At 72.3% G+C, this 13,792-nt stretch carries 15 protein-coding genes; 14 read left to right on the forward strand and 1 reads right to left on the reverse strand.

Features of this window, described 5'->3' with window-relative positions:
- Nucleotides 1-13: 13 nt before the first annotated feature.
- The 8 genes from ASG53_RS04835 to ASG53_RS04865 all read left to right on the forward strand — a co-directional run bounded on the left by ASG53_RS04835 (nt 14) and on the right by ASG53_RS04865 (nt 3,799).
- A complete protein-coding gene (locus ASG53_RS04835) occupies nt 14-196 on the forward strand; it encodes a hypothetical protein (RefSeq protein WP_056129157.1) in 183 nt (60 codons plus the stop codon).
- Entirely contained in the window at nt 193-609 is a 417-nt protein-coding gene (locus ASG53_RS04840) for an Asp23/Gls24 family envelope stress response protein (RefSeq protein WP_056129160.1), read from the forward strand. The genes ASG53_RS04835 and ASG53_RS04840 overlap by 4 nt, the downstream gene beginning before the upstream one ends.
- Nucleotides 606-1,163, forward strand: coding sequence for a DUF6286 domain-containing protein (locus ASG53_RS04845; protein WP_056129163.1), 558 nt, complete (start codon nt 606-608; stop codon nt 1,161-1,163). Before ASG53_RS04840 ends, ASG53_RS04845 begins: the two co-directional genes overlap by 4 nt.
- Complete coding sequence (locus ASG53_RS04850) at nt 1,163-1,771, forward strand: hypothetical protein (RefSeq protein WP_056129167.1); 609 nt, start codon at nt 1,163-1,165, stop codon at nt 1,769-1,771. Before ASG53_RS04845 ends, ASG53_RS04850 begins: the two co-directional genes overlap by 1 nt.
- Nucleotides 1,772-1,822: 51 nt before the next feature.
- The gene (locus ASG53_RS19775; protein WP_156382661.1) at nt 1,823-1,960 is read left to right on the forward strand and encodes a hypothetical protein; all 138 of its coding nucleotides are present in this window, start codon (nt 1,823-1,825) and stop codon (nt 1,958-1,960) included.
- Between the two features lie 84 nt (nt 1,961-2,044).
- Nucleotides 2,045-2,689 (forward strand): RNA polymerase sigma factor, encoded by a 645-nt coding sequence (locus tag ASG53_RS04855; RefSeq protein WP_056129169.1) that lies wholly within the window; start codon nt 2,045-2,047, stop codon nt 2,687-2,689.
- Nucleotides 2,680-3,330 (forward strand): hypothetical protein, encoded by a 651-nt coding sequence (locus ASG53_RS04860; protein WP_056129174.1) that lies wholly within the window; start codon nt 2,680-2,682, stop codon nt 3,328-3,330. Before ASG53_RS04855 ends, ASG53_RS04860 begins: the two co-directional genes overlap by 10 nt.
- 127 nt (nt 3,331-3,457) lie before the next feature.
- A complete protein-coding gene (locus ASG53_RS04865; RefSeq protein ID WP_156382662.1) occupies nt 3,458-3,799 on the forward strand; it encodes a hypothetical protein in 342 nt (113 codons plus the stop codon).
- A gap of 22 nt (nt 3,800-3,821) precedes the next feature.
- Here ASG53_RS04865 and ASG53_RS04870 read toward each other — a convergent pair whose 3' ends face one another.
- On the reverse strand, nt 3,822-5,213 hold the full coding sequence (locus ASG53_RS04870; RefSeq protein WP_056129180.1) for an Ig-like domain-containing protein: 1,392 nt from the start codon (nt 5,211-5,213) through the stop codon (nt 3,822-3,824).
- A 508-nt stretch (nt 5,214-5,721) separates the two neighbouring features.
- Between ASG53_RS04870 and ASG53_RS19780 the strand changes: the two genes are divergently transcribed.
- The 6 genes from ASG53_RS19780 to ASG53_RS04895 are packed head-to-tail and all read left to right on the forward strand — an operon-like array spanning nt 5,722 to nt 13,789.
- On the forward strand, nt 5,722-5,814 hold the full coding sequence (locus tag ASG53_RS19780) for a potassium-transporting ATPase subunit F (protein WP_156382663.1): 93 nt from the start codon (nt 5,722-5,724) through the stop codon (nt 5,812-5,814).
- Nucleotides 5,811-7,481 (forward strand): potassium-transporting ATPase subunit KdpA, encoded by a 1,671-nt coding sequence (gene kdpA / locus ASG53_RS04875; protein WP_082543784.1) that lies wholly within the window; start codon nt 5,811-5,813, stop codon nt 7,479-7,481. Before ASG53_RS19780 ends, kdpA begins: the two co-directional genes overlap by 4 nt.
- Complete coding sequence (gene kdpB / locus ASG53_RS04880) at nt 7,478-9,733, forward strand: potassium-transporting ATPase subunit KdpB (protein WP_235533831.1); 2,256 nt, start codon at nt 7,478-7,480, stop codon at nt 9,731-9,733. The genes kdpA and kdpB overlap by 4 nt, the downstream gene beginning before the upstream one ends.
- Nucleotide 9,734: 1 nt before the next feature.
- On the forward strand, nt 9,735-10,403 hold the full coding sequence (kdpC, locus tag ASG53_RS04885; RefSeq protein WP_235533832.1) for a potassium-transporting ATPase subunit KdpC: 669 nt from the start codon (nt 9,735-9,737) through the stop codon (nt 10,401-10,403).
- Between the two features lie 9 nt (nt 10,404-10,412).
- The gene (locus ASG53_RS04890) at nt 10,413-13,070 is read left to right on the forward strand and encodes a DUF4118 domain-containing protein (RefSeq protein WP_056129186.1); all 2,658 of its coding nucleotides are present in this window, start codon (nt 10,413-10,415) and stop codon (nt 13,068-13,070) included.
- Nucleotides 13,067-13,789 carry a response regulator gene (locus tag ASG53_RS04895; RefSeq protein WP_056129189.1) on the forward strand — a complete coding sequence of 241 codons (723 nt, stop codon included), beginning with the start codon at nt 13,067-13,069 and terminating at the stop codon, nt 13,787-13,789. The genes ASG53_RS04890 and ASG53_RS04895 overlap by 4 nt, the downstream gene beginning before the upstream one ends.
- The last annotated feature ends 3 nt before the right edge of the window (nt 13,790-13,792 follow it).

Consider the following 13,792-nt stretch of genomic DNA (forward strand, 5'->3'; position numbering starts at 1 on the left):
AGAAGGAACTCTCATGTCGCGCACCATGATCGGCCTCGCCGTCGGGCTCGTCCTCGGGCTCACGGCCGCCTTCGGCTCGTTCGCCGCCTTCATCACCGTCCTCGCCTTCGGCAGCATCGGGCTGGTCGTCGGTCTGGCGCTCGACGGCCGCATCGACGTCCAGGGCATCCTGGGCCGAGCGTCCGAGAAGCGATGAGCGCCTCGACGCCCACCACCGGCGTCGGGTCCGGTCAGGCGGACGAGCCGCGTGCTCGCGGGACCCTGACGCTCTCCGACGGCGTGGTGGAGAAGATCGCCTCGCAGGTCGTCGACGAGGTCAGCGAGACGTACAGCACGTCACGCGGGCTGCTGGGCTGGCGCGAGCGGGTCGGAGGTCGGACCCGGCCCACGGTCGAGGTGGACCTCCACAGCGGCTTCGCCGACCTGCGGGTCACCGTCGGGCTCGCCTACCCCGTGTCGCTGCGGTCGGCCGCAGACACCATCAGGGACCGGGTGCAGCAGCGGGTCACCGCGCTGACCGGTGTCCAGGTCCGGCGCGTGGACGTCCGCATCGACGGGCTCCAGCCGGCACCGGCCGGCGCACGCACCAGGAAGGAGAGACTGCGATGAACCAGGTCCAGCTCAGGCCTCGACCGAGCCGTTCCCTGACCGCCTCGGTCGTGGCGCTCGTCGTCCTCGCGGGCGCCGTGGTCCTCACGGTCGCGAGCGTGTCGCGCCTCGTCGACGGCACCTGGCCGACGTGGTTCGTCGACCCTGCGTCGTCCCTGGGGCAGCAGACCTGGGGGTCAACCACGGTCCTCGCGACCGGTGCGGTCGTCCTCGTCCTCGGTGTCGTGCTGCTCCTGGCAGCAGTCGTCCCCGGCAGGCGCAGCGGCGCTGCGATCGCGCTGGAGGTCGAGAACGCCGAGCAGTCCGAGGTGGTGCTCACCCAGCGCGGTCTCGCCCGGCTCGCCGCAGCTGCCGCCGACGAGGTCGACGGTGTCGAGCACGTCGACGTCAGGGCCTCCAGCACCGCGGTGCGGGTCCTGGCCGTGACGTCGTCGCTCGACGATGCCGACACGGTCCGTAGCGCCGTGGAAGAGGCCGTCCGGTCGCGTCTCGACGTCCTCGGGACCGGCCCGGTCCGCCCCGTCCAGTCCCGTGTCCGTGTGAAGGAGTCCTGATGCACCACGCACCCTCTCGTCTCAACCGGACCTGGCTCGGCATCACCGGGCTGGTCCTGCTGGTCCTCGGTGCGCTCGTCACGGGCATCGCGACGGGGGCGTGGAGCTCTGTGCTGCCCGCCGACCTCGCCGAGCGGCTCCCCGGGCGCGACGCCGACCTGATCTCGGGCACGACCGTGGGGGACCAGTCCTGGTTCCCCGTCGTCGTGGGGGTCGTGGCGCTCGTCCTCGCCCTCGCGAGCGCGGCCTGGCTGGTCGCGCAGGTCCCGCGCAAGCACGAGGCCAAGGACCTCCGCCTCCAGTCGTCGTCCGTGACGGGCCTCACGGCGTGCGCGCCGTCGGTCCTCACCGACGCCGTGGAGGAGCAGGCGAGGTCGCTCGCCGGTGTCAGCGGCGCCAGCGCCGTGCTCCGCGGAAGCGCCCGCACCCCGGACCTCACGCTGCGCCTCGTGGTCGACGACCGCGCCGACCTCGGCGAGGTCCTGCGCGAGGTCGACACTGTCGTGGCGGCATCGGTCGCCACGGCCCTGGACACGCGGCTCGCGCGCCTGGGCGTGCTCGTCGACGTCCAGCGCACCCGGCGCACGCACGGTCAGATCACGGTCTGACCGTCCGTCTGAAGCCCCTTCCCCCCACCCCGCACACCTCAGGAGAACCCCATGATCGCCAGCGTGATGACCCGAGTCGTGAGCTGGGGCCTGCGTGGCCTCGGCACCGTGATCAACCGTGCCGGCCACCTGGTCCGCAAGACCGAGCGCCGTCCGGACCAGCCGAGGCGCACGCCGGACGGCGGGTGAGACCTGCGCCCCAGCACCCGTCTCGAGGTGCCGAGGGACGCATCTGCGGAGAAGGTAGGAGCGACGACGAGGAGGTGAGCGAGGGTGAGCGGTCCGCACGGAGACCACCGGTCCCCGGCCCGGGACGTCGTGACGTCCCCACCTGACGGCGGGGCCCACGGACCGTCCGAGGCGACCATCGTCGGACGTGCGCAGTCCGGGGACCTCGCGGCCTTCGAAGAGCTGAGCCGTCGGTACCAGGGCCCGCTCTTCAGGCTCGCGGTGCGGCTGCTGGGCGACCGGGGCGAGGCCGAGGACGCTCTCCAGGACACGATGGTCTCGGTCTGGCGCAAGCTGCCGTCCTTGACAGACCTGCCAGCGTTCCACGGCTGGGTCTACCAGATCATGACCCGACGGTGCATGTCGGTGCTGAGGACCAGAGCCCGTCGCAGCACGGAGCCGGCCGGGGACGACACGGTGTTCGAGGCCGGCTCTCGTGGCAGGCTCGCCGCAGGGACGGGGTCAGCAGACCCCGTGGCCGCGACCGAGCACGCCGAGCAGCTCCGACGGCTGAACGTCGAGCTCGGCAGGCTCACGGACGAGCAGCGGTCATGCTGGGTGCTCCGGGAGCTGCACGAGCTCTCGTACCCCGAGATCGCCGCAGCGACCGGCCTGCCCCTGTCGACGGTGCGCGGTCGGATCGCACGGGCCCGGCAGAACCTGGCGAAAGGAATGGAAGCATGGCGATGAGCGAGCGTCCGTCCTCCCGCCTGGCCTGCGGCCGCGACATGGACGCGGTCTGGGACAGGATCGGGTCACCCCCCGACGAGCACGAGCGAGGCTGCCCGCACTGCGAGCAGGCCCGCCGAGACCTCGGCGAGCTCGCGAGCCTGACCGCGCTCGAGCGCGAGGCCGAGCGGACCGCACCCGGTCTCGAGCCGGATCCCGCCGTGCTCGGCCGGATCATGGACGTGGCCCGCGCAGAGGTGCGCCGTGGTCGCCGGTTCCCGCTCGACGAGCCCGAGGTCAGCGAGCCGGCCCCGGAGCTGACCGTGAGCGAGCAGGCGGTCTCGGCGAGCGCCCGGCGAGCCGGCGACGCGGTCCCGGGTGTCGAGGTCGAGCGCTGCGTGGTCTCGCTCGTCGTCGACGGTCGTGGACCGTGGCAGGCCAGCCCCGCCGGCGTCCTGGACCTGCGGCAGGGGCCCGACAGCTACGGCCGTGCCCGGCCGTCCAGGGTCGAGGCGACCCTGCAGATCACCGTGCCCGTGTCGGCCTCGATCCCGGCGGTCGCGGCCGAGGTCCGCAGCAGCGTGAGGAGAAGAGTGAGCAGCGAGGTGGGAGTCGACGTGGTCCGCGTCGACATCGAGGTGAGGGACACGCGCGATGTCTGAGACGAACCCCAGCCAGAGGATGCCCGGAGCGCCGCACCTGGTGCCGGGGGTTCCGGTGACCCCTGGTGTGCCGACGACACCCGGCGGCCGGGTGACGACGCGTCGTCCGGAGACGACAGGTCGACCGGTGACGACAGGTCGGGCCGGCACCGACGCGGTGCGCCGCGAGATCGCGCAGGCGATCCTCGCCGACCCCGGGGTGCTCCGGGTCGAGCCGACGCTGGCGACCGTGGTCCGCTCGTGGTCGACGGCTCCCGACCCGGAAGACCTCGTCCGCCTCACGCCGACAGGCGGGACCGTCGACGTGGCCGTGCACCTCGCCGTGCAGGGAGACGAGGCGCGTCTTGTCGCGCACAGGGTCCGCGAGGTCGTCCGGGAGCTGCTCGTCGAGCACGGCCTCGAGCCGGGCTCGGTCGAGGTGAGCGTCCTGACGGTCGAGCCGGTGACTTCCGCAGAGGTCACCCGCTGAGCCGTCGGGCGTAACGGTCCTGTCAGCGTTCGTGACGGACATGTCCTCGGCGGCGGCGGACCGACCAGACCGATGCGACTCCGGCTCCGAGCAGCGCTGCTGCCGCGGGGACCAGGGTGGCAGCCGAGCTGCCTGTCGATGCCAGGTCAGAGGTCCCGGCCGTCGGCCGCGAGGTCACGCGTGCGACACCAGGATGGGTGGGGACGGGCGTCCCGGGGGCCTGGGGGTCCGCTGGCGCCGGAGGTGCGACGGTCTCGGGCGCTGGCGGGGTGGTCGGTGCAGGGTCGGTCGGCGCGCTGGTCGTGGGCTCGGGGTCTGTCGGCTCGGGCCCCGGGGTCTCCTCGGTGATGCCCGAGCCGTCGCCGCCAGCGGCGGCGCGCTGCTTCTCGGCGCCGACGACGGTGCTGTCCGTCGTGGTGCTGATCTCTGCGACGTTGGTGTACTCGCCGAGAGACGGGTCTGTGAGGTCGACGGCGTAGGAGAGGGTGACGAACTCGTCGGCGCGGATCTCGTCGAGGACGAGTGTCAGGCCGCTGGGCCCGCAGTCGAGGTCGACGATGCGCTCGGGCGAGTCTTCGCCGAACCACGTGACGGGTGACTCTGGTGCGCTCGAGACGGCTCGGACCTGGACTGTCCCGCACACCATCGCCTGCCCGGGACCGAGGTCGTCGGTCACGGTGACAGGGCCGCCCGAACCGGCGTCGGACGCGGGCAGCCGGACCTCCCACGTGAGGGCCTCGCCGGGCTCCGTGGTGCCCTGGTCGGGGCGGTTCCAGTACGCCCACTTCGCGGCGGTCGGGCTGGGTGGGCCTGTGCCCGGCCCCGTCATGGTCACGGTGACCGACCGCCCGGCGATCGTGACGACGGTGGTCACGGGGTCGGTGCCCAAGAGCTCGGTGTTCCACTGGACCTCGAAGAAGCCTGTGCCACCCACCCCGGTCCGTCCGTCGACGTAGTCGGTCAGTGTCACGACTGCGGTGCTGCCCTGCCAGACGGCACGTGCGACCACGACCCCGTCAGGCCCGAGCAGGTCGAAGGGGACTGTCGAGACCGGCACGAGCTCGGGCGGCAGGTCGACTGTGAAGGTGTCACCGGGCTGGGCCGAGTCGGGGACAGCCCACTCGACGTCGAGCCGCACGCCGTCCCACGGGCCGAAGGTCGTGGTCGACAAGGTCGCCGCCGTGACAGCCGGCGGCAGCTCTGCGGCCGAGGCGAGACTGGCCGTGGGGGCGAGCAGCAGACCGGCGATCAGCGCGGTCACGGAGGCTCGGCGCACCGCGCGCGCACCGACGACCCTGCGGACGCCACGGGGACGGTGGACGGCCCGGAGGGCCGGGGCGGCAGAGCCGGTGCGGGCTGGTGCTGCGGCGGGTCTGCCGGTGCGGGCCTCTGGGCTCGAGATCGGGGGGTGCATGAGACTCGGTGCTCCTTGCTGTGGACAGTGCCCGTGACAGGTGCTGCGGGCTCTCGGCTGTCGAGCGACGGCTGGTGCGTCATGAGTGGAGACCCGCGAGCCCAGGCCGCATGACGCGGCGGGGTGTTCTTTCACCCGGTGGGCGTGGTGCCGGTGTCGCTCCAGAAGGAGAGCCCACGCACCGGCCGGTCCGGTGGCGGGATGGTGCACGGACTGGCACGACACCGGCGACGACGCCCGAGAGGGGGAGTCTCGGTCTCTGACGTCAGAGACCCGTCAGGGACCTGTCACCGCACGTCAAGGAACCGTCAACGCCGACGTCCGGGACCCTCCAGCCCGGATAGACCGGTGGTGTGCACCTCTCGTGTGCGCCGACCGCCGGACCCGCGGTCGTCCTGACGTCCGAAGGCGTGACAGACATGGCCGACCTGGCCTACATCCTCCTGACGGTCGCGTTCTTCGCGACCGTCGCCCTCGTCGCCCGTCGCTCCGGCGACAGGGACGCGTCATGAGCGCCGCCGACTGGGTGGCCCTCGCGGTCTCCGTCGTGGTGCTCGGGTACCTCTTCACGGTGCTGCTGCGCGCCGGTCGGGGGCGATGACCATGAGTGAGACCTGGACAGCCGTCGGGCAGATCTCCCTGCTCGTCGCGGCCCTCGCCGCTGTGCACCTGCCGCTCGGTGCCTACCTGGCCCACGTGTACACCTCCCCGCGCCACCTGAAGGTCGAGCGTCTCGGCTACCGCCTCATGCGCGTCGACGCCGACGCCGAGCAGCGCTGGACCTCGTACCTCTTCTCCCTGCTGGGCTTCTCTCTCGTGTCTCTGCTGGCCCTGTACGCGCTGGGCCGCCTGCAGGAGCACCTGCCGATGAACCTCGGCGTGAGCGCCTTCGACCCCGCGGGGGCGTGGAACACCGCGGTGTCCTTCGTGTCGAACACCAACTGGCAGTGGTACTCGGGTGAGGCCGCAGCCGGTCACGTCTACCAGATGGTCGGGCTCGCCGTGCAGAACTTCGTCTCTGCTGCTGTCGGCATCTCGGTGGCCATCGCCCTGGTCCGCGGCTTCGCGCGGTCCGGCACGGACGGGCGCGTCGGGAACTTCTGGTCCGACCTCACGCGCACCTGCGTCCGGGTGCTGCTGCCGATGGCTCTGCTCGCCGCGGTCGCGCTCCTCGCGACAGGCGTCATCCAGAGCTTCGACCCGCACAGCACGGTCCAGACCCTCTCGGGCGGCACGCAGTCGATGCTCGGCGGACCCGTCGCCTCGCAGGAGGCCATCAAGGAGCTCGGCACCAACGGCGGCGGGTTCTTCAACGCGAACTCCGCCCACCCGCTCGAGAACCCCACGCCGGTGAGCAACCTGCTCGAGATCTTCCTGCTGCTCGTCATCCCCTTCACGCTCCCGAGGGCCTTCGGCCTCATGGTGCGCGACACCCGCCAGGGCTTCGCGATCGTCTCGGTCATGGGCTCGCTGTTCCTCGCCGGGGCGGCCCTGCTCACCTGGGCCGAGATGTCCGGCCCAGGCCTCGCGGCCCAGGCCGCAGGCGGTGCGCTCGAGGGCAAAGAGCTGCGCTTCGGCACCGCTGGCTCGGCGCTCTTCGCCGCCGCGACGACAGGTACCTCGACAGGTGCGGTCAACTCGATGCACGACTCGCTCACAGCACCCGGCGGCGGTGTCGCCGTCTTCAACATGCTGCTCGGCGAGATCGCCCCCGGCGGTGTCGGGTCCGGCCTCTACGGCATGCTCGTCCTCGCGATCGTCGCGGTGTTCATCGCCGGTCTCATGGTCGGACGGACACCTGAGTACCTCGGCAAGAAGATCGGCCGCCAGGAGATCACCCTCGTGGCGCTGTACATCCTCACCGTCCCGCTGCTCGTCCTCGTCGGCACGGCCCTGGCGATCTCGTTGCCCGCAGGCCAGGCCGGCATCCAGGAGGCCGGCCCGCACGGTCTCTCCGAGGTGCTCTACGCAATGACCTCGGCAGCGAACAACAACGGATCAGCCTTCGCAGGTCTCACCGTCGCGACGCCGTTCTACAACACGCTGCTCGGCGTCCTCATGCTCGTCGGGCGCTTCGTGCCGATCGCCCTCGTGCTGGCGCTCGCGGGCAGGTTCGCCAGCCAGAAGACCGTCCCTGCGACCGCAGGCACCCTGCCCACGCACCAGCCGCTCTTCGCGGGGCTGCTCGGGTCTGTCGCGCTGGTCGTCGTCGGTCTCACCTTCATCCCCGTCCTGTCCCTCGGTCCGATCGTGGAGTCGCTCTCATGAACCGCCCAGCCACCCGTCACCCGGCCGCACAGCAGCCGACCGACCAGCACGCGGAGCAACCTCCCGCAGGCTCGACCACCGACCCCGTCGCGCCAGGCGCCGACGTCGCAGCGCAGCCTGGCGGATCCGCGGCAGCGACCTCCGGACGCCGCGCGTCGAGCCTGTCCTGGCCGCAGGTGCGCTCCGCCCTGCCCGGCGCCTTCCGCAAGCTCGACCCGCGCGAGCTGCTCGACTCGCCGGTCCTGCTGATCGTCGAGATCGGCGCCGTCGCCTCGACGGTCCTGGCCGTCGCGGACCCGTCGGTCTTCGCCGTGACCATCGTCGTGTGGCTGTGGGCCACCGTGCTGTTCGCGACCCTCGCCGAGTCCATCGCCGAGAGCCGCGGCAAGGCGCAGGCCTCGTCGCTGCGCGCCACCCAGACCCAGACGACGGCCCGCCGCGTCGACGCCCCTGTCGACACGACCCGGTACACGGGCAACCTGCTCGCGCTGCCGACCGTCGACGTCGCGTCGTCCTCGCTCTCCGTCGGCGACGTGGTCGTCGTGCGGGCCGGCGAGGTGATCCCCGGTGACGGAGACGTGATCGAGGGCGCCGCGTCGGTCGACGAGTCGGCCATCACGGGGGAGTCCGCGCCGGTCATCCGCGAGTCCGGCGGCGACCGCTCGGCCGTGACCGGCGGCACCGTGGTGCTCTCCGACACGATCGTCGTGCGCATCACCGCGGCCGCAGGGTCCACCTTCGTGGACCGCATGATCGCCCTCGTCGAGGGGTCGGAGCGTCAGCGCACCCCCAACGAGATCGCGCTCAACATCCTGCTCACGTCGCTGACGATCATCTTCCTGCTGGCTGTCGTCACCCTCCAGCCCTTCGCCGTGTACTCCGGGTCGCGCCAGTCGCTGCTCGTCCTCACGGCCCTGCTCGTCTGCCTCATCCCGACGACCATCGGTGCGCTGCTCTCGGCCATCGGCATCGCCGGGATGGACCGTCTCGTGCAGCGCAACGTCCTCGCGATGTCGGGCCGGGCCGTCGAGGCCGCCGGTGACGTCGACGTGCTCCTCCTCGACAAGACCGGGACGATCACCTACGGCAACCGCCAGGCGAGCGACCTGCTCGTCGCCCCCGGAGCCACGATCGCCGACCTCGCCTCTGCTGCCCGGCTCGCGTCGCTCGCCGACGAGACGCCCGAGGGACGCAGCGTCGTCACGCTCGTCGACGCCGGGTACGCCGAGCACGTCGCGGCGACCACGCAGGACGACGGGGCTGTGGTCGAGCTCGTCCCCTTCAGCGCGACCACCCGGATGAGCGGCATCGACGTGAGCCCGGCCGAGCGTACGGGCACGGCCTCCACCCCGCGGACCAGCATCCGCAAGGGGGCCGCGAGCGCGGTCCACGCCTGGGTGCACTCGACCGGGGGGCACACACCCGACCAGGTGCAGACCCTGGTCGACGGGGTGAGCGCGTCGGGCGGGACACCGTTGGTGGTGGCCCGGCAGACGGGTGCCGGACCCGCGCAGGTGCTCGGGGTGATCCACCTCAAGGACGTCGTCAAGACGGGCCTGCGCGAACGCTTCGACGAGCTGCGTGCCATGGGCATCCGCACCGTCATGGTGACCGGTGACAACGCGATCACCGCCCGGGCGATCGCTGAGGAGGCCGGGGTGGACGACGTCCTCGCGGAGGCCACGCCGGAGGACAAGCTCGCGCTGATCCGGCGGGAGCAGGAGGGCGGTCACCTCGTGGCCATGTGCGGGGACGGGACGAACGACGCCCCGGCCCTCGCGCAGGCCGACGTGGGTGTCGCGATGAACACCGGGACCTCCGCGGCCAAGGAGGCCGGGAACATGGTCGACCTCGACTCGGACCCGACCAAGCTCATCGAGGTGGTGCAGATCGGCAAGCAGCTGCTCATCACGCGCGGGGCGCTGACCACCTTCTCGATCGCCAACGACATCGCGAAGTACTTCGCGATCCTCCCGGCGATGTTCATGGTGGTCTTCCCCCAGCTCGAGGTGCTCAACATCATGCGGCTCTCGAGCCCGGAGTCCGCGATCGTCTCCGCGGTGATCTTCAACGCGCTGATCATCGTGGTGCTCATCCCGCTCTCGCTGCGCGGGGTCGCCTACAGACCGGCGTCGGCGTCGACCATGCTGCGTCGCAACCTCCTCGTCTACGGGCTGGGCGGCCTGGTCGCCCCGTTCCTCGGCATCAAGCTCATCGACCTGCTCGCCTCGCTTCTCCCTGGGATCGGCTGACATGGCACACGACAACTTCTCCGCACGCCAGCCCGCAGGGGCTCGCTCGTTGAGCACCCGCCGCGGTGCGGTATCTCTTGCCCGGCAGAGCCTCGCGGGGCTCCGGGTGCTCGTGGTCCTCACGGTCCTGCTCGGGGTCGTCTACCCCCTGGCGGTGTGGGGGGTCGGGCAGGTGGCCTTCCGCTGGCAGGCCGAGGGCTCGCTGCTCACGGCCTCGGGGGATCGGACCACGTCGCGCTCCGACGCCGTCGGCTCGGCGCTGGTCGGGCAGGCCTTCACCGGGGACGAGTACTTCCAGCCGCGTCCCTCGGCTGCTGGCGACGGGTACGACACCCTCGCATCGGCGGGCTCGAACCTCGGACCGCTCAACCCCGACCTGGTCGCGTCGATCGAGGAGCGCCGAGCAGCCGTGGCAGCACAGGACGGCACCGACCCGGCCGCCGTGCCCGCCGACGCGCTCACGGCGTCGGCCTCGGGGCTCGACCCGCACGTCTCGCCCGAGTACGCCGAGCAGCAGGTGGCGCGCGTCGCGCAGGCCCGCGGCCTCGACGAGGCGACGGTCCGGGCGCTCGTGGCCGAGCACACCCAGGGCCGCGACCTCGGGTTCCTCGGCGAGCCGCGGGTCTCCGTGCTCGAGCTCAACCTCGCGCTGGGCATGATGTCCTCATGAGGTCGAACGATGGGTGACACACGCACGGGGCGGCTCACGGTGTACCTGGGGGCCGCCCCCGGCGTGGGCAAGACCTTCGCGATGCTCGACGAGGCCCGACGCCGCCGCGACCGCGGCACCGACGTGGTGGTCGGGCTCGTCGAGACCCACGGACGGCAGGCGACGGCCGAGCAGGTCGGCGACCTCGAGGTGCTGCCACGTGCGGTGATCTCCTACAGGGGGACCGAGCTCGGGGAGCTCGACGTCGCCGCCGTGCTGGCCCGCGCACCCCAGGTGGTGCTCGTCGACGAGCTCGCGCACAGCAACGCGCCGGGGTCGACGCACCCCAAGCGCTGGCAGGACGTCACCGACCTCCTCGAGGCCGGGATCGACGTGGTGACGACGGTCAACGTGCAGCACCTGGAGTCCCTCGGTGACGACGTGCACGCCATCACCGGCGTCCGCCAGCGCGAGACCGTGCCCGACCACGTGGTCCGGGCCGCCGACCAGATCCAGCTCGTCGACCTGTCGCCCGACGCCCTGCGCCGCCGGCTCGCGCACGGCAACGTGTACCGCGCCGAGCAGATCGACGCGTCGCTGTCCTCGTACTTCCGCGTCGGCAACCTCACCGCCCTGCGCGAGCTCGCGCTGCTGTGGCTCGCCGACAGCGTCGACGACGCCCTCACCCGCTACCGCTCCGACCACGCGATCGACGGGACGTGGCCGGCCCGCGAGCGCATCGTCGTCGCCGTCACCGGCGGACCCGAGGGGGAGACGCTGCTGCGCCGTGGGGCGCGCATCGCCCAGCGGACCGCCGGGTCCGAGCTGCTCGCCGTGCACGTCCTGGCGACCGACGGCCTGCCGTCGGCGCCACCCGCAGCGATCGCCGCCGACCGCGAGCTCACCCTGGCCCTGGGCGGGACCTTCCACACGGTCGTCGGTGAAGACGTCCCGTCGGCCGTCGTCGACTTCGCGCGGGGCGTCAACGCCACCATGATCGTCGTCGGCGTGTCCAGGCACTCGCGTGTGCGCGAGGCGCTGCTCGGCTCGTCGAGCACCCAGACCGCCCAGCTCGCCGGGAGCATCGACGTGCACCTGGTCACGCACGAGCAGGCACGGTCCGGGTCGCCGCTGCGCCGACGGTGGTCTGCGCTGTCCTGGGCCCGGCAGGTGTCGGGGTGGGCGCTCGCGGTCGTGCTGCCGGCACTCCTCACGGGGCTCGTGTGGTGGTTCCGCGGCGATGTGTCGCTGACCACCGAGCTCATGCTGTTCCTCGCCGGGACCGTCGGGGTCGCGCTGGTCGGCGGGCTGTGGCCGGCCGTGGCCGCGGCGCTGCTGTCCTTCGTCTGCGTCAACTGGTTCTTCACCCCGCCGACGGGGATGCTCACGGTCTCCAGCCCGGAGAACGCCCTCGCCCTCGTCGTGTTCGTGGTGGTCGCGGTGTCGGTCGCCTCGGTCGTGGACCTCGCGGCGCGCCGGACCGCCCAGGCGTACAGGGCGCGGGCGGAGGCCTCGACGCTCGCGGCGCTGTCCCGCTCGGTGCTGTCTGGGGACGACTCGGCCGACGCCGTGGTGTCCAGGCTGGCGGAGACCTTCGCGGTGTCCGAGGTCCGGCTCGAGGAACGCGCGGGGGCGAAGGCTCCGTGGGAGACGGTCGCCTGCACCTACCGTGCCGGGCAGCGCGGCGGTGAGGACGCCTCGACGTCGACGGTGCGCATCGACGACGACCGCCGTCTGGTGGTCGTCGGGCGGACGCTCCCGGCGAGCGACCAGCAGGTCCTCGAAGCCTTCGCGGCCCAGGCGGGCATCGTCCTGGAGTACAGGCGGCTGCGCGAGGCCGCGTCGCAGGCTGCCGTGCTCGAGCAGGCCGACGCGACCCGCACGGCGCTGCTCGCCGCTGTGTCCCACGACCTGCGGACACCGCTCGCCTCGATCCGGGCGGCGATCGACGGGCTCAGTGCACACGACGTGGCGCTCGCCCCCGAGGATGAAGAGGCGCTTCTCGACACCATCGGCGGGTCGACCGCGCGTCTCGAGGCGCTCATCGCGAACCTGCTCGACCTGTCCCGCATCCAGACCGGCAGTGTGCGGGCCGTGCTCCAGGCGAGGTCTGTCGACGAGATCGTCCCCGTAGCGGTCGAGGGGCTCGGTGCGGGGGCTGTCGACCTCGCAGTCCCGGACAACCTGCCGCTCGTGCTCACCGACGCCGGGCTGCTCGAGCGCGCCGTCGCGAACGTGGTCGCCAACGCTGTGCGCTTCTCCCCGGCCGGGGTGCCCGTTCTCGTCACGGCCTCGGCACGGCCGGGCGAGGTCGAGATCCGGGTGGTCGACCGCGGGCCCGGTCTCGACGACGAGCGCAAGGACCGCATGTTCGAGCCGTTCCAGCGGCTGGGGGACACCTCGCCCGACGGCCTCGGCCTCGGCCTCGCCGTGGCGCAGGGCCTGGTGCGGGCTGTCGGGGCTACCTTGGTCGTCGACGACACCCCGGGAGGTGGGCTGACGATGGTGCTGACGGTGCCGACTGCGGAGGGTACTGCTGACGCCGTCGCCAGAGCTGACGACCTGGACCGTGCCGAGACGTCTGACGTGTCGGTCGGGACGGTCTCGCCCCGGCAGTCCGAGGTCGCGCGGTCCGGTGACGCCGGGTCTGGTGGCTCGGCACTCTCCGGCGACGGCGGCTCGCTGTGACGGCCGCGGGTGCAGCTGGAGCCTCGGCTGCGGTCCCCGGCACCGCAGTCCTCGTCGTCGACGACGACGCCGGTCTCGTGCGTGCCCTCGCCATCAACCTCCGGACCCACGGCTGGGTCGTCACGACCGCGACGAACGGCGCCGAGGCCCTCGACGCGGCGGCGAGCAGCCAGCCCGACGTGGTGCTCCTCGACCTCGGCCTGCCGGACATGAGCGGCCTCGACGTCATCGCCGGGATCCGCGGGTGGAGCCGGGTGCCGATCGTCGTGCTCTCGGCCCGCCAGCTCGGTGACGACAAGGTCGACGCCCTCGACGCGGGCGCCGACGACTACGTGACCAAGCCCTTCGCGATGAACGAGCTGCTCGCCCGGCTGCGCGCTGCTGTGCGGCGGGCCGCGCCCGTCGACGAGGTGCAGACCCCCGTGGTCGAGGCTGGTGACCTGGTGATCGACCTCGCACGCCGCAAGGTCCAGCGCGCCGGGGAGGACGTCAGGCTCAGCCCGACGGAGTGGTCGCTCCTGGAGGTGCTGGTCCGCAACCGCGGCAAGATGGTCGGCCGCGTGCAGCTGCTCCACGAGGTGTGGGGCCCGTCGTACTCCGCCGAGACCAACTACCTGCGCGTCTACACAGCCCAGCTCCGCCGCAAGCTCGAGGCTGACCCCTCGGCGCCGCGCCACATCATCACGCAGCCGGGCATGGGCTACGTCTTCGAGGTGTGAGCG

Origin of the sequence: Sanguibacter sp. Leaf3, from assembly GCF_001425965.1 — a bacterium.
Classification (GTDB): domain Bacteria; phylum Actinomycetota; class Actinomycetes; order Actinomycetales; family Cellulomonadaceae; genus Sanguibacter; species Sanguibacter inulinus.